The following is a 16,709-nucleotide window of genomic DNA, read 5'->3' as shown; positions in this document are numbered from 1 at the left end:
ATCTAGCTTGAGGGGGGATAAGATGAGAATCCGCTTTTTGGGGACGGCGGCCTTCGAGGGCATTCCGTCACTGTTTTGCCGGTGCGGGCTATGTTTGAAGGCCAGGGAGACCGGGGGAAAAGAAATCCGCTCCCGTACCTCCGTCCTGCTGGACGAAGACCTGAAGATCGACTTTCCGCCGGACACCTTTATGCATATGGTGCACGGCGGGCTGGACCTGGAGCAGGTGAAGGATCTGATCTTTACCCATTCGCATTCCGATCATCTGTACGCGGAGGACTTGGCGGCGAGGCTGCCGGGCTATGCGCAGTCCGGGGCTCATGCGGTTCAGGTGTACGGCAATGATGCCGTACTGCTCAGAATCAAGCAGACCCTTGATTTTAACGGGGGGGTGCAGGGAAAGTTCCAGCTGAACAGGGCAAGGCCGTTCGAACGGACGGAGCTGCAGACCGCGGTCATCGTGCCGCTTCCGGCAAGCCACGACCCGATCGAAAACTGCCTGATCTATTACATCGAAAAGGACGGAAAAAGCATCCTGTACGGGCATGACAGCGGCTGGTTCCCCAAAGAAACCTGGGCCTGGCTGCAAAATAAGCAGCTGGATCTGGCCGTGCTAGAATGCACGATGGGACGCATCGACTATCGTAAATCCCATATGAACATCGATGCGGTGCTTGAGACGAAGCAGCAGTTTGAAGCAAGTGGCATGCTGAAGCCGGATGCGGCCATCGTCGTAACCCATTTTTCGCATAATGCGCAGCTCTCGCATACGGATTTGACGGAGATTTTTGCGCCGCATGGCATTCAGGTCGCCTATGACGGTATGATGCTTGATCTTAATTGACGACCTGCAACCGCTGATGCCAGGAGGCATCGGCGGTTTTTTGTCTTTTATTCTATAAATTGCATTTCGAGCGAAATGCGAAGGGTGTATAAGTTGGGGTTCGCCCGTTTCCGTGGCGAATGGTGACGAGATGATGGCGCGCATAAAACGAATAAAATTATTCCGGCGGGGTGTGCGGTTTATGTATTGCGGGTGTGCGCGCCTATCACGTATAATTAGGGTGGATTTGAAAGATGGCGTAAGGGCAAAACGTACGATAACGGTGTAATACCGCGTTATTTCATCGGGGTATGGCGCAGTCTGGTAGCGCGCACCCTTGGGGTGGGTGAGGCCGTGGGTTCGAATCCCGCTACTCCGATTTTTCACCATGACGATCGATGCTTTTATTCAAGGCAATAGGGCCTTTGAACGGCCTGACGGATGAATTGGAAGGCAGATCGGCAGCACGTCTGGCTTCCGCGCAATTCACCATCAGGATGCTAAAGGTCAAAACAGCAGCGACAAGGGAGTGCGTGGATTTGGATTTCACAATTTCACCGCCTCATGTTCTCTTCATTTATATAACGCTTACATGATTGAAAAGTTCCAAGAAAATATCGTGCTCTACTCTTCATTAAACCGCAAACGGGGTTTTGTTTCATGCTACTCTGAAATTGCGGCTTTTTTGCGCTGTTTTGGTGAACGTTTTCGCACAAAATCAGGATATGTAAGTTATTTCATTCAACTTCTACACATTGGTTTTTGAAATACCGATAATGATCTTGAAGTTCATTATATACATTCATTTTATTTTCAGGGGGCATTCTCTACCGATGGATCAACAGGAACACTTTGAATATCTGGATTTGCGAAGACGCAACCGGATGATTTGCTATGTCGTCACCGCGACGATTGCGTTGGTTTTCTTTTTGTTTATTAACGTCAACGTCGTCGGCATGCAGCTGCTCTACATGTTTACCCCCTGCATTTTGCTTCTCGCGGTACTTTGGTATGGACATTTTGCGCGGAAACTGGAACAATGGCTCTCCATCATCGCCATCGTGTTTATCTTCGGCATTTCTTTTGGCGGGGTGTTCCTTAACGGAGGCGGTCCGGCCGTGTCGATGGCGGCATTCTACCTGCTCGGCATCGGACTGATGAACAATAGGCCCGCAGCGGTATGGGGCTCATTGGCAGGCGGCGTCGTTCTGATGTATGCAAACTTCTTCATGAAGCCTGGCGCGGAAGCGACCAACGTCAACTTTTTGATGGTGGCTTTCTTCTACGTGATGACGGCATCCGTTCTGATTGCCCAATTCATCTTTGGGCGCAAGCTTTTTGATCAAGTCAGTCTGATGAATAAAAACGCGTCCGATACGCTTGCGAAGGAGCTGATACGCGAAAAGGTCACGGCCGAGGCCACGTTAACGATCTCCCAAAGCATTGGTGAAATCCGCAAGACGAGCCAGGAAACCCAGCAGGCTTTTACAGAAATGAACGTTTCCTTTCAGGAAATGGCCTCGGGATCTACGGCGCAGAATGAAACGGTAAGCCATATTTCGGAGAGCATTACAAGCTCGAACCAACACCTGGACCGGATGCTTGAATCCATAACGCAATTGGCCGATTCCGTGAAAGAGACCCAGCACATGTCGGGCGAGGGATCGGAAATTATCGGGCAGCTGACCGCTGCGATCCATCATTTTCAGCAAAATATGAATGAAATGAAAACCGAGATGGGAGCCCTCACGGATAGCATCCAGCATATCGGCGAACTGACGAGCACCATTCAGGAAATTTCCAGCCGGACGAGCCTGCTCTCGCTGAATGCCAGCATTGAAGCCGCCAGAGCGGGAGAGCAGGGACGCGGATTCGAAGTGGTGGCGAAGGAAATCCGCAAGCTGGCGGATCTGACGAACACCTCGGCGGCACAGATTACGGACAATATCGGGCAAGTGCAGCGTCAAGCGGATCTGTCCAATGCACGGCTTGAAGAGAACGTGCACCACATGGAGCAGAGCATGGAGCTGGTAGGACAGACGAAGCAGGCGTTCTCCTCGATTAACAGCCATATCGACGTCTTGTCGCAGAGTGCCGGGGATATGACCGAGATGGCCGTCTCCGTCAAGCAAGGCTCGGGAGGCATTGAGCAGTCCATGAACGATTTTGCCGCGATCATCGAGCAGTCGACGGCGACGATCCAGCAGCTGCTGGCGACGGTGGATACGCTGACGGCGAGGAACGCTCCGATGGTTGAGCGTATTCAGGAAACCGACAATGCGGTCAAGCAGCTGGTCGCGGTTGAGAAATAGGGACGAGCGAGGAGATTCATATATGAACAATGGTGACGTTAGGATGTGATCCTGCGTCGCCATTTTTATCTTTTTGGGCACGGTCTTATCGGGGGCAACAGCGACCTATGGAATGCTTCCTTCGTTCAGCGCCAGTTCAGCGCAAAATGATCGGCAGCTCCTTCAGCGCAAACATCATCGTGCTGTCCATGCGGGTAAGCCCGGCGGAACGGTCCCGGTGGAAATCCGGGAAGCGCCTTAGCAGCGTTTCGATGGCAATCCTGGATTCAAGGCGGGCAAGCTGGGATCCAAGGCAGAAGTGAATGCCGCTTCCGAGCCCCAGGTGGGGATTGGGGTTCCGGTGAATATTGAATTTCTCCGGCTGCTCGAACACCTCTTCGTCATGGTTGGCCGATGCCATCCAGATATGGACGAATTGCCCCTTCTTCAGCTCCTGGCCGCGCAGCACGGTGTCCTCTTTGACATGGCGGAACATCAATTGGACCGGCGAGAAATACCGGAAGGTTTCTTCGATTGCTCCTGGAATCAGGGTAGGGTCCGCCAGCAGCTGCGACCGTACCTCCGGCAGGCTGTCGATGCCCAGCATGGCCGACGAGATCAGGTTCGTCGTCGTCTCGTTGCCGGCGACCAGCAGGAGGATACAGAACCCGATAATTTCAAGATCGCTCAGATGCTCGTTGTCGATGCGTGCCTGCACCAATTTGGTGATGAGGTCCTCCTGCGGATGATGGCGCCGATCCTCGGCGATGACCGAGAAATATTCGCTCATCTCCCGCTGGCACTGGTAAAAGTCCTCTGCATGATCGCCTACAAGCGCATCGGACCATTCCTTGAACTTTTCCCGATGGTCCATGGATACGCCCAGCATTTCCGCGATCACGGTGATTGGGAGAGGGCTGGTGAAATCGGCAACGGCATCCATTTGTCCTTTCTTCTCCGCTTCATCGAGAAGCGACTCCGCAATGGCTTCGATCTTCGGGGCAAGCGACTCGATGACGCGCGGGGTGAAGGCCTGGGAAACCAGCTTGCGCAGTTGACGGTGCTTCGGCGGATCCTGCCGCAGCAGGCTGTGCTCCAGCGGATCATTGGAATCGGGTAAGCCTTGCGATGAGAAGACCTCATAATTCGTGAATACGGCTTTGACATCCTCGTATTTAAATACGTTCCAGACCATGTTGTTTTCCGTTGCAAGAACCGGGGAGGCGTCGCGCATTTGCTTGAACCATGCCAAAGGCAGCAGACCGTTTTCGTTCCATTCCATAGATAGACACCGTCGCTTTCATCTGGGATTTGTGAGCTTAAATCAAATGAACTAAAGACAACAGAGATACGAAGAATCATCCGCATACGGAGTGATGAGTAGCCTGGAAGGCCGCTCTAGTCGATCGAAATAAACAGGCCTTTGGTAACGATGGTGAAGACGAAGCGTTCCAAATCGTCTCTCGAATACGCTTCGGGATGACTCAGGTAATAGTTGCAGGTGCTTTCCAGCGTGCCGATCATGCTCGCAGCCGCCAAATTCGCATCGACGTCGCGGAGCAGACCCTCTTCGCATTTCCCTTCTTCGAGAATCGACGCCAAAAAGTGCAGATGCTCGCGCCGGAGCTGCTTCAGCTCCTCCAGGACGTCCTGCTCGATCCCATTCGAGAGCTCGTTGAACACGATATGCGAGAAGTGGCGCGACTCCAGAAAATAATTCAAATGATGGCGGATGATCCGCAGGATTTGCTCCTTGATCGGGAGCGGGGCATTCAGATCCGTTTGGGTGCGCTGCATAATGTCCTCAAAGCCCTGCTTGACGATCGTTTTGAACAGCTGCGATTTCCCGGGGAAATTGTAGTAAAGCGTTCCTTTGGCGACCTGCGCCCGCAGGGCGATTTCGTCCATGCTTGCACGGTGGTAGCCGTTTTCGGAGAAAACTTCGATAGCTGCCCGGATGATTTTTTCTTTGCTCAACGTGGATCTACCTTTCAAAAGCTTGATTTTCGATAAAGTTAACCTGACTGGTCAGTACAAAAATAAAATAACACGCTGGTAAAAATTAGTCAAATAGAGGGCGTCTTGAGATGCTTTATTCCTTTTTCCAAGCGTATCATGTACATATTGAGGATTGTGGTGTATATTTCAACTTGCTGGTTAATTAATCAGAAGAAATGGAAATGACTATACCAGGACCACTACACACGGTAACGGAGTGATCAATTGAGCAAATCCAAAGTTAAGGGCGGTACGGGCCGGGGAACGGGCAAGAAGGGCTGGACCCGCTGGGATGCCAAAGCCCGCCGGGCGAAAAGCGCCCCGAAGCCTTATACAAGTAAAGGTACGAAAAAAGCCGGTGAAGCCAAAGGCGAAGGCACCCCAAAAAACAACGACGCGAAGCGCAGCTGACCCATTATAAGGAGATGACTTGGAATTGGAATTGGAACATACGGAACAGGAAGTGACGGCGGCAAGCGATCTGCCGGAAAATTACAATGAGCTTAAGAACTCCGCCAACCGCACGGCGAACTGGAGAGAGCGGCTGGATGCGGTCCAGCAGCTCGGCCAGTGGAAAAGCCAGCAATCGATCGATATTCTGACGCGCAGATTGCACACCGATCCGGTATTTCAGGTGCAGGAAGCGGCTTATGAGCAGCTGAAGGCATGGGGAGAAGAGGTTGAGAAGCCGGTCCGCAGCAGGTATGATGTCATTAAGGGCATTCAGAAAATTTTGCTGCGCGTGAAGAAGAGCCTTCCGCGGGAGCATTCGTACGAGGACTTTAAAGAAAAGCTGAGAAAAATGAGAGTCGATGTCTACGATACGTATGAAGGCGATAAAGGCGCCGAATTCGATGCATGGCTTGAGGGCATGTGGAAGAAGCTTTAAACTAGAGGTAAAAAAAATAAAAGTTCAGGAGTGGTATTCTGAGAAAACAAAAACCGATGTCATTTGACGACTTGTTGTTGGAGCTGAAGGGTCAGAAAACAGTTCAGGAGGACCCGGATCATGTTGCGCTGAAAGAGCTGTTCAATGCAGCGTTTATGCGGAAGCATTCTTCTTTTAGCAGCTTTGAGGAATTCGCCGAAAAAGGGAATTTTCAGATTGAAACATACGAAGATATCGATAATATTCCCGACGAGCTGTTCGACCGCCATGTCTCCAGGGAGACGGATTTCGCCGACTGGAAATCCATGCTGGATCAGGCGAATGCGGATTATAAGGCGAAATAAGCAGCGTTTGAGCGTGAAAATACGAAACATGGACGACAAAGAGTGCAGCGATAACGCTGTGCTCTTTTTTATTTACACATTTTTATTATAGAAACTGGGGAGCCATATGCTGGATTTCCCAACTGTGATAAAATGGTAAAACAGTTGCGCAATTATTGGAACTTCGTTTCACTATACGAAACAAATGAGGAGGCCATGTTCATGTCCTACACCTACAGAGGCATCGATCACGTCCAGTTGGCCGCACCGGAAGGCTGCGAAGCAGAAGCAAGGAATTTTTTCGGGGATGCATTGGGTTGGAAGGAGATTCCGAAGCCGGAAAGCCTGCGGGCGCGCGGCGGCGTGTGGTTCGTTTGCGGCAGGCATCAGGTGCATATCGGCGTGCAGAAGGATTTTGTCCCGGCGGTCAAGGCCCATCCGGCCTTTGAGGTGCAGGGCATTCAGGCGCTACGGGATATGCTGCTGCGAAGAAATATCCCTGTCATCGAGGACGAGGCACGCGCTGATGAGGGTGTGAAGCGGTTTTACCTGAACGATCCTAGAATTCCTGGAATGGCTGTAAAATGAAAAGAGGCGGGCAGACCTCTTACGTCCACCGCGCCGCCCACAGCTTCATTTCATGGCAAATGACGTGCAAATCCTGGCCTTTCGGCGTGAGGGTGTATTCCACAGTCACCGGAACCGTTGGGAACACCTCTCGCTCAAGCACGCCATGCTCTTCGAGATGCCGCAGGGTGCTGGTCAGCGCCCGCGGACTCACGCTGGGAATCCGCCGCTGCAGCTCGCCGAAACGAAGGGTGCCGCCGAAGAGCTCGCGGATGACGAGAAAGGCCCATTTGCCGCCGAGAACATCCAGCGTTTTTTCGATGTTACATTCGATGTAATCCGGGTTTTTCGGGATATAGCTGCTCGCTTTTTTCACAGGTGTCATCTGGTTATCCCCTTCCTATGTACTAACTATACTCAAGTATACTAGATATCCTCGGTATAATTAAGTGAAAAACATTTCACTTCTTTAAATCGGATATGAACTTCTATAGAATGAACTTGTGAAACCAGGATAACCTCAAGGAGGAATGTTAACATGAAATACCGGAGATTAGGCGGCAGCGGCCTTAAAGTCAGCGAAATCAGCTTGGGAAGCTGGCTTACATACGGCGGTTATGTGGAACGCGAAAATGCAGTGAATTCGATTAAGACGGCATACGATCTGGGCATTAACTTTTTTGATACAGCGAACGTTTACGAAAGAGGAGCGGCGGAGGTGCTGGTCGGCGAAGCGCTGAAGGCATATCCGCGCGAATCTTACGTACTCGCGACCAAAGCATTCTGGCCGATGGGCGACGGTCCGAACGACCGCGGCCTCTCCCGCAAGCATATCATGGAGCAGGCTCATGCGAGCTTGAAGCGCCTGCAGCATGACTACATGGATATCTTCTACTGCCACCGTCATGATCCGGAGACGCCTCTGGAGGAAACGCTGCGCGCGCTCGACGATCTCGTTCGCCAGGGCAAAGTGCTGTACGTGGGCGTAAGCGAATGGCAGGCATCGCAAATCGCGGAAGCGCTGGGCGTAGCCGACCGCTACCTGCTGGATCGCATCGTCGTGAACCAGCCGCAATATAACATGTTCGAGCGCTACATCGAAAAAGAAATCATGCCGCTCTGCGAGCGCTCCGGCATCGGACAGGTCGTCTTCTCGCCGCTGGCTCAAGGCCTGCTGACAGGCAAGTACACATCGGCTTCAGAGATCCCTGAGGGCAGCCGCGCCGCCAAGCTTGAGTGGATGCGCAAAGGCATCACCGAGCAGAAAATCAGCCAGGTGAAGCAGCTGGAAGGCATCGCAGGCGAGCTGGGCGTTTCTGTAGGCAACCTGGCCCTGGCCTGGATTCTGCGCAACAGCAACGTAGCCAGCGCCTTGGTCGGCGCAAGCCGTCCGGAGCAGGTCACGGAGAACGCGAAAGCTTCCGACGTGGAACTGAGCGCGGAGGTTATCGACCGGATTGAGGAGATTTTGAAATAGCATCTAATCGTTGCATGAACATACTTGGCTGGTAGCCGAAGCACGTTGGCGGGAAAAGGTGAAACGCTAACAGAAAGCTGAAGCCATAAAAGATCTCCAGGGGATACTCCTGGGGATCTTTTTAAGTGATTTGTTGGAGACGCCAAGACCCAAGAGCTTCGGTTGGATGGCTTACCGGGAATGGATCGCACCAGAAGATTTGATAGAACAGCAGCACAAAAAACAAAGAGTCTGAAAATAGTTTGTGGAAACTTCCGAATTGATTAAAATGGAAATAACAGTATCGAAGGTAAAGGCAATGTACTCATCGGAACGGATGCTTCCGGCAACGGGATAAAAAGAAAAGCCAAATGGAGGTAAACATGAATACAGTATTAAATGCAAATTTCTTGTATGCACAAATTGATGAAGACATTGATGTACTCATGATTGGTTTTGCGGATGATGAGTTTGATCCACAAGAATATATTTTGCTGCAAAAGACACTAAATCCTAGCGAAGAGGATGTCGTGGCAGGATTTGATGAGGTTCATTTGATGTATAACGATGAGTCGCAGTCTTTATACGGGGGGATCTCGCAATTTTACCTCACACCTAATCGTGTTGAAATAACCCTGAAGGAAAATGCCGCCGAAGTATTACATAGCAGCCCTGTCATTGTCATTCACTATGATCAAGAGAACATAGATATGAGCGAATTCCATAACTACCTTCTTCAGATGTTTTCGAATGAACAGGAAATATACAGTTACGATTTTTGATTTTAACTACGTTTTATGCTTTCTTAGGTCTTCTGTTAGCGTTACATAAAACAGGTCGATTATGGTCAATACCCCCATGATTGCCCTGTTTTTTGTTATCTTCTTTTTCTCATACTTGTTCAGATCGGTCACAATGACAACGCTAACTAGTAGTCTCGAACCAATTCACGCAGGCAGGCCAATGGGCACGGCAGATGAATTCCACCTTGGACCACCAGATGATGATGCTGGAATCGTTATGGTATGGATTGACGAGGGAGCGATTTTACCAGGACTACCGTATGGCGAATGGGCGTATGGAAGCCTTTATGATGTTGGTTCACTCCATTTCACAAGAGTTGGCGCGGCACGCGGAACGTTTCAGGGCTGCGGACATGCTGGAAGTGAAACCCGTCCCAAAATTGTGCAGAGCACCGGAAGACGATCGGAATATGCTCGAGAAATCCAAAGACAGCTTATATGAATTTGGACAGGAATCTATACAGCAGCTGCAGAACGAGATGAGAAGAAATTCGATTCTATAGGGAGTTTTTTGGACTATTTATCATTTGGCATTCCCAAATCGCTGGTAACGGGTTACATGGATCGGGCGGACCATTGGCTGGATTCTCCGGGAGCTTTTGTAGATCACTTTTCGTTTGGCATGTATGGTATGATCCAGGGAGCCGTCATGCCGCAGGATGCCTGGTCGACGGATCACTGGGCGAGCATGCTGGGTCTTACGAGCGTTGTAGCAGGTGGCACCTCCGTGAGCGCATTCGTAAAAGCTCCCAAATCGCTGATGAAGCCTGCGCCCGTGCCTGGCTTGAAGTCGAGGGCTGCGGAATCGCCGGGGGTGAAGGGGAAGGGTGAGGTTCCAAGGCTTCCTGAAAATGAGGGGATGCCAAAAGCTACGAATAAACTTGGGACAGGCAAGGTTGGAGACTTTAGTGACATAGAAGGAGCTTCAATAGATGATATTTTATCTCGAATCCCTGAAAATGCAACAAGAAGGGAACTGACTCAGATAGAGGGGAAGGTAACGGAAGGGTTTGAGTATAAGTGGGTACAAGATGGGAAAACAATGAGGGTTCGTGCTCATGGTCCTGATGTCTCTGCCCCAGCGGGAAGTAACGCTGCGAATGGTTGGATTATTCGAGTCCAGGAAGGGAAAAAGTACTATGATCCTGTTACTGGAGAATTCCAGCCACCAGGAATATCTAACATTGATAGCCCGTTTTATAATGAGGACATTGCTAACCGGACTCATATTCCCATTAAAACTCCAGAATAGAATAGTAGGAGGATATCCATGAATCTAGTTGAAAAAACAAATAGAATTTTTACTTTAGAAACTGAATTAGAGCAAGAAAATGAAATTAGTGAGATTGGAGACATTTTTGAATACAGTAGAGTTGAGAAGGATGAAGTAATCGAGGTAGTAAATTCAATGTTATCATTTGTAGTTCAGGATATAGGTAGCTCAGTAAGAGAGAATCTCTTAAATACTGTGAATAACGCGTTGGTTTATCAAAATGTAGGTACAGAGGTTTCATTTGATATATTGTTACCTTATCTTTCAGACTTTAGCGAAGCGCATTTATCGTATGTGTTATCGTTTCTCGGGTTTTCAGGTAAACAAGAGTACAAACCTCTATTAGAGAAATACTTAATTTACGATGACGAGGAGATAAAGGTAGCTGCGCAAGAGGCACTTTGTGAAATTGACTTTAGGATTAAAAAAATGGAATTGTAATTAGTGTTTACAGACCCCAGAACAAGATCGTACAATACAACCAACAAACAAAACACTAAACAATTAACAAGCACTTAATACAAACATTCAAAAGCTCTTTCCCACTTAAACCATGAGTAGGAATGAGCTTTTTTAGTCTTAACTGATTATTTTCACCATGATTTAGCATTGAATTCGAAGCCTACACCCTTAATGTCCCGCGGAAGCCCCGTGCGGCATAGTACGATTCAGCTCCGTTGTGGTATACGAAGACCGTGTCGTAGCGGCGGTCACAGAAGAGGGCCCCACCGAGTTTTCGAATGCTGCCGGGCGTCTGCACCCAGCTCGATGTCTTGTTATCAAAGCATCCTAATTTTTGCAGCTCCCGGTACTGGTCTTCCGTCAGGAGATCAATGCCCATGGCAGCGGCCATGTCGATTGCGGTGTTTTGCGGTTTGTTGGCCTTCCTTGTGTCCAGCGCTTCACGGTCATAGCATACACTTCTGCGGCCCTTAGGGCTTTCCGCTGAACAGTCGCAGAAAATGTATTCGCCTGTTGATGGATCGTAACCAATCACATCCGGTTCACCGCCGGTTCGTTCCATTTCACCAAGCGACCACAGCTTTTCAGGGTTCGCCTCAAGCCTGGCTTGTACGTCAGCCCATTCGACGCCTATATGGCGGTTCGGGTTTTTCCCGAATCGGGATTTTAATGTTTCGACAAGCTGCTCGCGTTGTTCTGCGGACAAACTGTTCACTATTTCCTTTTGCTTGCTCATGTTCCTTCCTCCTCGCGGATATGGGGTATTTGGTATGTCATTTTAGCTGTTAAGGGTATGCATGTCCAATCCATCCGGGTTAACCTTATCGGGCTAGTGCGGCGACGTGATTTTTAAATGGATGCTGCTGTGCTTTAATGTAGTTATACATATTCTGGAATGCACGAATCCCCAAAAAGAGCGGATGTTATCCGAAAGACGATGGGGTGAAAGGGGACAAACATGTTTCTGGATTTGATGTCCAAACGATTTCTTGCGAAGCTGATTGATAACATCCTTTATTCTATCGCGATCTATCTGGTCGTGGTGGTGCTGAACAGCATCGGGGAGCTTCTATTCTTCTCCGGCGCAGATGGCCGTTCGATTGAGGATGGGATGGGATTATCTTCCTTTATCGTTTGCCTTGCCTTGGATGCCGTTTATACGATCGGTTTCGAGGCTTCAAGCAAAAGAGGGACGTTCGGCAAACAGCTGATGGGCATTGAGGTGGTCAATTACAGATATCGCAAGATTACGGTGGCGCAGGCGACGGTAAGATACATATTCAGATACCTGGACAACATTCTTATGATCGGAAATTTGATTGCCGTTTTTTCGAAAAAAAAGCAAACGCTGCACGATAGGATAAGCTTAACGTATGTAGCTCTAAAAAGCGACACCAAGCCCGAGAAGCATGCGCGCGCGAAGCAGCCAGCCACCACGTATGGCGTTTTTCATGATCATCATGATTTTCCTTAAAGATATTTGGAATAAGCCGCCAAAGCGCGTCATATAGGCCGTCCCAAGTCAAATGGACTTTTAGGGCGGCCTTCTCTACCTATTGAAAGCCCAGCTTACGCGATATCCGCTGCCAGCACCGTCAGCGGCCCTTCTTCGGCCGCAATGTTCTGCAGGTCGTAGACGGAGATGGGAAACATCGGAAAACCCACGTAGTACGGCGTAATGGCATACAGCGGGTAGAAGATGACAAGCGCTTTATCCGCCAGGTAAAAGTCCTGATTCGGCTGCACCGTAACGGTCGTGTCTTCGAGCACGGGGAGGCTGCGCTTCTTGATCTGCGCGTTGACTTCCGCGGTCAATACCGCTTGGTAATCCGAGCCGGGCTTGAACAGATCCGAGAGGGCATAGGAAGCGCCGGTAGCGGTACTGAAGGTCAGCCCTTTCGCGACCGTGTAGCCATGTGCCATCGGAACGGAATAGGTGTAGTTGCTGAGCACGAGGCTGAGGATGCCGCGCTCATTGGTTTTGATCTCGAACGTACCCGTGGTAGTCGGATTTGTTCCAGTCTGCATGTGCTGCTGGGTCCGCTGCATATCCTGTATTTGTAAAATGATGGCGTGGTTGATCCGTTCCTCCGCCTGCCGGTTCGCAAGACCGCTGACCTGGGGATAGTGGATAACCGTGCCGGGAACCGTATAGACTTGCGCGCGTACATTCACCGGCGGCTGATAAAGAGGCATGATATTTGCTCCCCTCTGTTTCTTGATGGTTACATCAGCCTATTCAAAAGCGCGGTATTGCGTGACCAAGCAAATGTATCGCTTGAAGCCTTGCCCTGAAGAAGCCTGGTCTGCTGCGGACGCTTTCGTCCTCGGCGTTACCAGGCTTTTGTGTGCCGGTTTCTACTTATGCAGCTCCCTGTAAGCCCCCGGCGTTATCCCCGTCGTTTGCTTAAACTTGCGAATAAAGCTGGATTGGTTTAAGTAGCCCACGCTTTGGGCGATTTCTTGCAGGTTACTATCGGTTTGTGTGAGCTCGGCTTTCGCCTTGGCCATTCTCAGGTCGTTTACGTATTCCGAGATCGTGCGGTTTGTCTGGGCCTTGAAATAATTGCTTAAATAAGAGACGGAGAAGTTGAAATGCTCGGACATGCACTGCAGGGAGAAGTCGCTTTCATAATAATGTGTTTCGATATATTTTTTGATTTTATCGATTTGTTTATCTTCGGTAAGACCGTCGTGCTCCAGGCTGGCAAACAATTCAGAGCAGATGGCTTTGATCCGGGCCGACAGATCGTCGACGGAATCATCCCGCGCGATGGAGACAATGTCCAGGCTTTGCACGATCTCCTCGCTGAGCTCGAAATTGTTCCGGTAAATCGCCCGTATGATGGCCTGAATCATATTGTAAAATAGCAGGCGCACGGTAATGAGAGGGAGGTGCTTGTCCTGGATATGCTTGATAATCGTATCGAGCAGCGCAGAGAAACGGGAGGCATCCCGTTTGGCGATATACTCCTTCAAGAGCTCGATCTGCTGATGCGGATAATGGGAGACGTAATTTTTGCCCTCTTCCATTTCCTGATAGGCGATGATCGTATGCTTGCCTCGGATGGGCCAATAATCGATGGCGGAGGAAGCTTGCAGGTAAGACCTCGATATATCGGACAACGAAGAATGCCAATTTCCGATTCCGATTGTACACTGAATGCCGATGCGGGTCTTGAGGTTAGTCATCAAACTGGCGCATAATGCCTCGCAACCTCCTGCATCGTTGGTGTCGCTGTTCAGAATGACGATGATTTGATCTTCCTGCACGTTCTCCAGCAAAAAGATGCGATAGGAATCGGGGAAGGTCTCTTCGAGCGCTTCAGAGAACCGCTCTAGATTTCCTTTGTTCCCGTGATCGAACATCACGATGAAGACGGCATAATGAGCACCTGTGATGGTTAAACCATATTCCGCGCCTTGGATATTAAATTCTTCGGAATCGGTGAAGCGGCCTTTCAGAAGCTGCTGAATGAGCCGGAACCGCATGGCGTGGGCAGCCGATTCAACCTTCTCTTCGAGCAGATTTATTTTCTTGCTCATATGGACCACCGCCGACTGAAAGGACTCGATGCCCGCGGATCGACCGGACACATCGTTTCCGATCATGCGCGCCGAGAATTTGGCCAGCTCGTGCAGGGGCTTGAAATTCATATGCATGAACACGTATATCAAGATGATGCCGCAGAGAAACAAGAACAGGAATAACCCGATCGAGGTCTGCTTCAGTTTGTGCAGCTTGTCGGTGACGATATCCGTAGGCATATAGCTGATATAAGTCCAACCCGTGCTCTCCGACGTGATGCTCGACATGAAGTAGGATTGTCCGTCAATCGAGGTCCGCATCGCGAATTGGGCTTTGTTCTGACGAAGCTCTTCCTGATCGATCGTGATGTCTTCAAGTTTCAGGCTGCCAAGCAGCGAGACGGGGTTGAAAGCGTTATCAAGAATAAGAATGCTGCTTTTGTTCGGAATAAGCGTTTCGCTCAGCATATTGTAGAGGGCGGCTTCGCGGATCGTGAATATGACGGCTCCGGTTGGCTGCTCGCTGGAATACGGGAGCGGTGCTACATAGGTCATATATTTTCCCGGCACATTGTTGATCAGTACGGATTCGGCGGGTCTCACAAAACGTTCAGGAACGGATCGCAGGCGCTCCTGCAGCTGATTGAGATCCCAATTCTCGTATTTGTAGATGGCGTTCGAGAAGAAACGGGGCGTAAGCGTGCCCTGCGGAGAATAAATAAGTTCCTGATCAAAGTAATAAATGAAAAAATTGCTGTAGAAATTGCTCGGCGTGCTGAAATTCTCAAGCAGCTTAATCGCTTGCACGACATTGAGGAAGTTGTCGGTTCCAAGCCGGGAGCTGGAAAGGTAGGGATTGTTCGAGAGCTGAATGGAGAGCTTGTTCATTTCTTCCACTCGCTCATCGATCGCTTTTTTGGATTGCTCCAGCAGTTGGGTATTGTTCTGATTGATTTCCTTATTCAATACGTCGTTGAAGTTTTCAAAAGCATAGACGGCCAGGATGAACAGCGGGATAAAAAACATGAGCGTGTACGAAGTTACGTAACGGATAAATAGTTTCGACCTGAGCATGAAACGTCCACTCCCGAACTCTGTTATCAAAATAGTAGACTTAATATAACGTAATATTTAAGCTATATCAATTTAATTGTGACGGTTTTATGCAATACGAAAATATGGCATATGACCGAAAAAACTGCACATTGCTCATGATAACGCTGTCAATTCAAGCCTTTTTCGCTTCGCGGAGCAATTGCAGCACAGCACGAAAAAATATGTTCATATACATAGGCCCCCAAACCGAATAATCTGATGACGTTCAGGCAGCGCAGCGAAATTCGAGAAAGGGGTGAGGTTCGGTTGAAAGTTTTGGGCAGTTTGAAACACATGTTGAGGCATTATCAACTATATCTGTTTGTACTTCCCATGATCGCGTATTTTATCATCTTCCGTTATTTTCCGATGTACGGCGTTCAGATCGCTTTCAAAGATTTTAATCCTCTGAAAGGCATCTGGGACAGTCCATGGGTAGGGTTCGAGCATTTCGAAAGGTTTTTCCGTTCGACCGAAATTCTGATGATTATCAAAAATACGCTTCTGCTTAATGTGCTTAGTTTAATTTTCGGATTTCCGGTCCCCATTATATTGGCCTTGATGATCAATCAAGTCATGCGGGTGAAATTCAAGAAATTCGTGCAGACCGTCATCTATGCCCCGCATTTTATTTCTACAGTGGTTATTGTCGGCATGATTTCATTGTTCCTGTCGCCGCGCAGCGGCGTCATAAACACGCTGCTGACAGCGGTCGGGATGGATCCCGTCTTCTTTATGGCCAAGCCTGAATATTTCAAGGCGATCTATATTATTTCGGAGATATGGCAGCATGCGGGCTGGGGCACCATCATTTACCTTGCGGCGCTCGCATCGATCAGCCCGGAACTGCATGAATCCGCCGTCGTTGACGGTGCTTCCAAGTGGCAGCGGGTGCGTTATATCGATATTCCGGGCATCCTGCCGACCGCGGTCATTCTGCTTATTCTGGAATCGGGCAGAGTACTGTCGCTGGGCTTTGAGAAGGTGTTTCTGATGCAGAACAACCTGAACCGGAGCGCGTCGGAGGTCATTTCAACCTATGTCTACAAAGTGGGCATCCAGCAGGCGGACTTCAGCTACGCGTCGGCCATCGGATTGTTCGAATCTGTGATTTGCCTGATCGTGCTGGTCTCGGTAAACGGGCTGGCCAAGAAAGTAACCAGCAACTCATTATGGTAAATGAAAAAAGAAGGTGAATCTC

Annotated in this window: 20 protein-coding genes and 1 tRNA gene; 14 read left to right on the top strand and 7 right to left on the bottom strand. The window is 49.6% G+C overall.

The window, feature by feature from the left end; translation table 11 throughout:
- The first annotated feature begins 22 nt into the window (after nt 1-22).
- Both ACTHPM_RS23340 and ACTHPM_RS23335 read left to right on the top strand, forming a co-directional pair.
- Nucleotides 23-844: an MBL fold metallo-hydrolase gene (locus tag ACTHPM_RS23340; protein WP_440397540.1), complete on the top strand. Its 822-nt coding sequence runs from the start codon at nt 23-25 to the stop codon at nt 842-844.
- Between the two features lie 284 nt (nt 845-1,128).
- Nucleotides 1,129-1,202, top strand: a tRNA-Pro gene (locus tag ACTHPM_RS23335).
- Here ACTHPM_RS23335 and ACTHPM_RS23330 read toward each other — a convergent pair.
- On the bottom strand, nt 1,194-1,373 hold the full coding sequence (locus ACTHPM_RS23330; protein WP_440397541.1) for a hypothetical protein: 180 nt from the start codon (nt 1,371-1,373) through the stop codon (nt 1,194-1,196). The genes ACTHPM_RS23335 and ACTHPM_RS23330 overlap by 9 nt on opposite strands.
- A 283-nt stretch (nt 1,374-1,656) precedes the next feature.
- Here ACTHPM_RS23330 and ACTHPM_RS23325 point away from each other — a divergent pair, with 283 nt between their 5' ends.
- Nucleotides 1,657-3,135 carry a methyl-accepting chemotaxis protein gene (locus ACTHPM_RS23325; protein ID WP_440397542.1) on the top strand — a complete coding sequence of 493 codons (1,479 nt, stop codon included), beginning with the start codon at nt 1,657-1,659 and terminating at the stop codon, nt 3,133-3,135.
- 136 nt (nt 3,136-3,271) lie between these two features.
- Here ACTHPM_RS23325 and ACTHPM_RS23320 read toward each other — a convergent pair whose 3' ends face one another.
- A complete protein-coding gene (locus tag ACTHPM_RS23320; RefSeq protein ID WP_440397543.1) occupies nt 3,272-4,396 on the bottom strand; it encodes a cytochrome P450 in 1,125 nt (374 codons plus the stop codon).
- 116 nt (nt 4,397-4,512) lie between these two features.
- Nucleotides 4,513-5,091 (bottom strand): TetR/AcrR family transcriptional regulator, encoded by a 579-nt coding sequence (locus ACTHPM_RS23315; RefSeq protein ID WP_440397544.1) that lies wholly within the window; start codon nt 5,089-5,091, stop codon nt 4,513-4,515.
- A 246-nt stretch (nt 5,092-5,337) separates the two neighbouring features.
- Between ACTHPM_RS23315 and ACTHPM_RS23310 the strand changes: the two genes are divergently transcribed.
- The 4 genes from ACTHPM_RS23310 (at nt 5,338) to ACTHPM_RS23295 (ending at nt 6,912) form a co-directional block, all read left to right on the top strand.
- Entirely contained in the window at nt 5,338-5,523 is a 186-nt protein-coding gene (locus ACTHPM_RS23310; protein WP_440397545.1) for a DUF3934 family protein, read from the top strand.
- A 31-nt stretch (nt 5,524-5,554) separates the two neighbouring features.
- Nucleotides 5,555-6,001 carry a HEAT repeat domain-containing protein gene (locus tag ACTHPM_RS23305; protein WP_440397601.1) on the top strand — a complete coding sequence of 149 codons (447 nt, stop codon included), beginning with the start codon at nt 5,555-5,557 and terminating at the stop codon, nt 5,999-6,001.
- A 56-nt stretch (nt 6,002-6,057) separates the two neighbouring features.
- On the top strand, nt 6,058-6,345 hold the full coding sequence (locus ACTHPM_RS23300) for a hypothetical protein (RefSeq protein ID WP_440397546.1): 288 nt from the start codon (nt 6,058-6,060) through the stop codon (nt 6,343-6,345).
- Between the two features lie 201 nt (nt 6,346-6,546).
- Complete coding sequence (locus ACTHPM_RS23295; RefSeq protein WP_440397547.1) at nt 6,547-6,912, top strand: glyoxalase; 366 nt, start codon at nt 6,547-6,549, stop codon at nt 6,910-6,912.
- Between the two features lie 19 nt (nt 6,913-6,931).
- On the opposite strand, the gene ACTHPM_RS23290 is transcribed toward ACTHPM_RS23295, so the two are convergent.
- A complete protein-coding gene (locus tag ACTHPM_RS23290) occupies nt 6,932-7,276 on the bottom strand; it encodes a winged helix-turn-helix transcriptional regulator (protein WP_440397548.1) in 345 nt (114 codons plus the stop codon).
- A 153-nt stretch (nt 7,277-7,429) separates the two neighbouring features.
- On the opposite strand from ACTHPM_RS23290, the gene ACTHPM_RS23285 reads away from it, so the two are divergent.
- The 5 genes from ACTHPM_RS23285 to ACTHPM_RS23265 all read left to right on the top strand — a co-directional run bounded on the left by ACTHPM_RS23285 (nt 7,430) and on the right by ACTHPM_RS23265 (nt 10,864).
- Nucleotides 7,430-8,368, top strand: a complete 939-nt coding sequence (locus ACTHPM_RS23285; protein ID WP_440397549.1) for an aldo/keto reductase family protein — start codon at nt 7,430-7,432, stop codon at nt 8,366-8,368.
- A gap of 362 nt (nt 8,369-8,730) precedes the next feature.
- Nucleotides 8,731-9,129, top strand: a complete 399-nt coding sequence (locus ACTHPM_RS23280; RefSeq protein WP_440397550.1) for an Imm10 family immunity protein — start codon at nt 8,731-8,733, stop codon at nt 9,127-9,129.
- A gap of 194 nt (nt 9,130-9,323) precedes the next feature.
- Complete coding sequence (locus ACTHPM_RS23275) at nt 9,324-9,653, top strand: hypothetical protein (RefSeq protein WP_440397551.1); 330 nt, start codon at nt 9,324-9,326, stop codon at nt 9,651-9,653.
- A gap of 8 nt (nt 9,654-9,661) precedes the next feature.
- Entirely contained in the window at nt 9,662-10,402 is a 741-nt protein-coding gene (locus tag ACTHPM_RS23270; RefSeq protein ID WP_440397552.1) for a polymorphic toxin type 30 domain-containing protein, read from the top strand.
- Nucleotides 10,403-10,420: 18 nt separating this feature from the next.
- Nucleotides 10,421-10,864 (top strand): hypothetical protein, encoded by a 444-nt coding sequence (locus ACTHPM_RS23265; protein ID WP_440397553.1) that lies wholly within the window; start codon nt 10,421-10,423, stop codon nt 10,862-10,864.
- Between the two features lie 181 nt (nt 10,865-11,045).
- Here ACTHPM_RS23265 and ACTHPM_RS23260 read toward each other — a convergent pair whose 3' ends face one another.
- Nucleotides 11,046-11,621, bottom strand: a complete 576-nt coding sequence (locus ACTHPM_RS23260) for a DUF4256 domain-containing protein (protein ID WP_440397554.1) — start codon at nt 11,619-11,621, stop codon at nt 11,046-11,048.
- A gap of 237 nt (nt 11,622-11,858) precedes the next feature.
- Here ACTHPM_RS23260 and ACTHPM_RS23255 point away from each other — a divergent pair, with 237 nt between their 5' ends.
- A complete protein-coding gene (locus ACTHPM_RS23255; RefSeq protein ID WP_440397555.1) occupies nt 11,859-12,359 on the top strand; it encodes an RDD family protein in 501 nt (166 codons plus the stop codon).
- A 95-nt stretch (nt 12,360-12,454) separates the two neighbouring features.
- Here ACTHPM_RS23255 and ACTHPM_RS23250 read toward each other — a convergent pair whose 3' ends face one another.
- Nucleotides 12,455-13,081, bottom strand: a complete 627-nt coding sequence (locus tag ACTHPM_RS23250) for a DUF3298 domain-containing protein (protein ID WP_440397556.1) — start codon at nt 13,079-13,081, stop codon at nt 12,455-12,457.
- A 162-nt stretch (nt 13,082-13,243) separates the two neighbouring features.
- Complete coding sequence (locus ACTHPM_RS23245; protein ID WP_440397557.1) at nt 13,244-15,487, bottom strand: helix-turn-helix domain-containing protein; 2,244 nt, start codon at nt 15,485-15,487, stop codon at nt 13,244-13,246.
- Between the two features lie 354 nt (nt 15,488-15,841).
- On the opposite strand from ACTHPM_RS23245, the gene ACTHPM_RS23240 reads away from it, so the two are divergent.
- On the top strand, nt 15,842-16,687 hold the full coding sequence (locus ACTHPM_RS23240) for an ABC transporter permease (protein WP_440421691.1): 846 nt from the start codon (nt 15,842-15,844) through the stop codon (nt 16,685-16,687).
- The last annotated feature ends 22 nt before the right edge of the window (nt 16,688-16,709 follow it).

Origin of the sequence: Paenibacillus sp. SAFN-054, from assembly GCF_051966755.1 — a bacterium.
Taxonomy (GTDB): domain Bacteria; phylum Bacillota; class Bacilli; order Paenibacillales; family Paenibacillaceae; genus Paenibacillus_AQ.
This window is presented reverse-complemented; position numbering and strand designations above follow the sequence as displayed.

Coding starts and splice junctions, on each gene's coding strand:
- ACTHPM_RS23340 (WP_440397540.1), top strand. CDS start 23: ATGAGAATCCGCTTTTTGGGGACGGCGGCCTTCGAGGGCATTCCGTCA.
- ACTHPM_RS23325 (WP_440397542.1), top strand. CDS start 1,657: ATGGATCAACAGGAACACTTTGAATATCTGGATTTGCGAAGACGCAAC.
- ACTHPM_RS23320 (WP_440397543.1), bottom strand. CDS start 4,396: ATGGAATGGAACGAAAACGGTCTGCTGCCTTTGGCATGGTTCAAGCAA.
- ACTHPM_RS23300 (WP_440397546.1), top strand. CDS start 6,058: ATGTCATTTGACGACTTGTTGTTGGAGCTGAAGGGTCAGAAAACAGTT.
- ACTHPM_RS23295 (WP_440397547.1), top strand. CDS start 6,547: ATGTCCTACACCTACAGAGGCATCGATCACGTCCAGTTGGCCGCACCG.
- ACTHPM_RS23290 (WP_440397548.1), bottom strand. CDS start 7,276: ATGACACCTGTGAAAAAAGCGAGCAGCTATATCCCGAAAAACCCGGAT.
- ACTHPM_RS23285 (WP_440397549.1), top strand. CDS start 7,430: ATGAAATACCGGAGATTAGGCGGCAGCGGCCTTAAAGTCAGCGAAATC.
- ACTHPM_RS23280 (WP_440397550.1), top strand. CDS start 8,731: ATGAATACAGTATTAAATGCAAATTTCTTGTATGCACAAATTGATGAA.
- ACTHPM_RS23275 (WP_440397551.1), top strand. CDS start 9,324: ATGAATTCCACCTTGGACCACCAGATGATGATGCTGGAATCGTTATGG.
- ACTHPM_RS23265 (WP_440397553.1), top strand. CDS start 10,421: ATGAATCTAGTTGAAAAAACAAATAGAATTTTTACTTTAGAAACTGAA.
- ACTHPM_RS23260 (WP_440397554.1), bottom strand. CDS start 11,621: ATGAGCAAGCAAAAGGAAATAGTGAACAGTTTGTCCGCAGAACAACGC.
- ACTHPM_RS23255 (WP_440397555.1), top strand. CDS start 11,859: ATGTCCAAACGATTTCTTGCGAAGCTGATTGATAACATCCTTTATTCT.
- ACTHPM_RS23250 (WP_440397556.1), bottom strand. CDS start 13,081: ATGCCTCTTTATCAGCCGCCGGTGAATGTACGCGCGCAAGTCTATACG.
- ACTHPM_RS23245 (WP_440397557.1), bottom strand. CDS start 15,487: ATGCTCAGGTCGAAACTATTTATCCGTTACGTAACTTCGTACACGCTC.
- ACTHPM_RS23240 (WP_440421691.1), top strand. CDS start 15,842: ATGATCGCGTATTTTATCATCTTCCGTTATTTTCCGATGTACGGCGTT.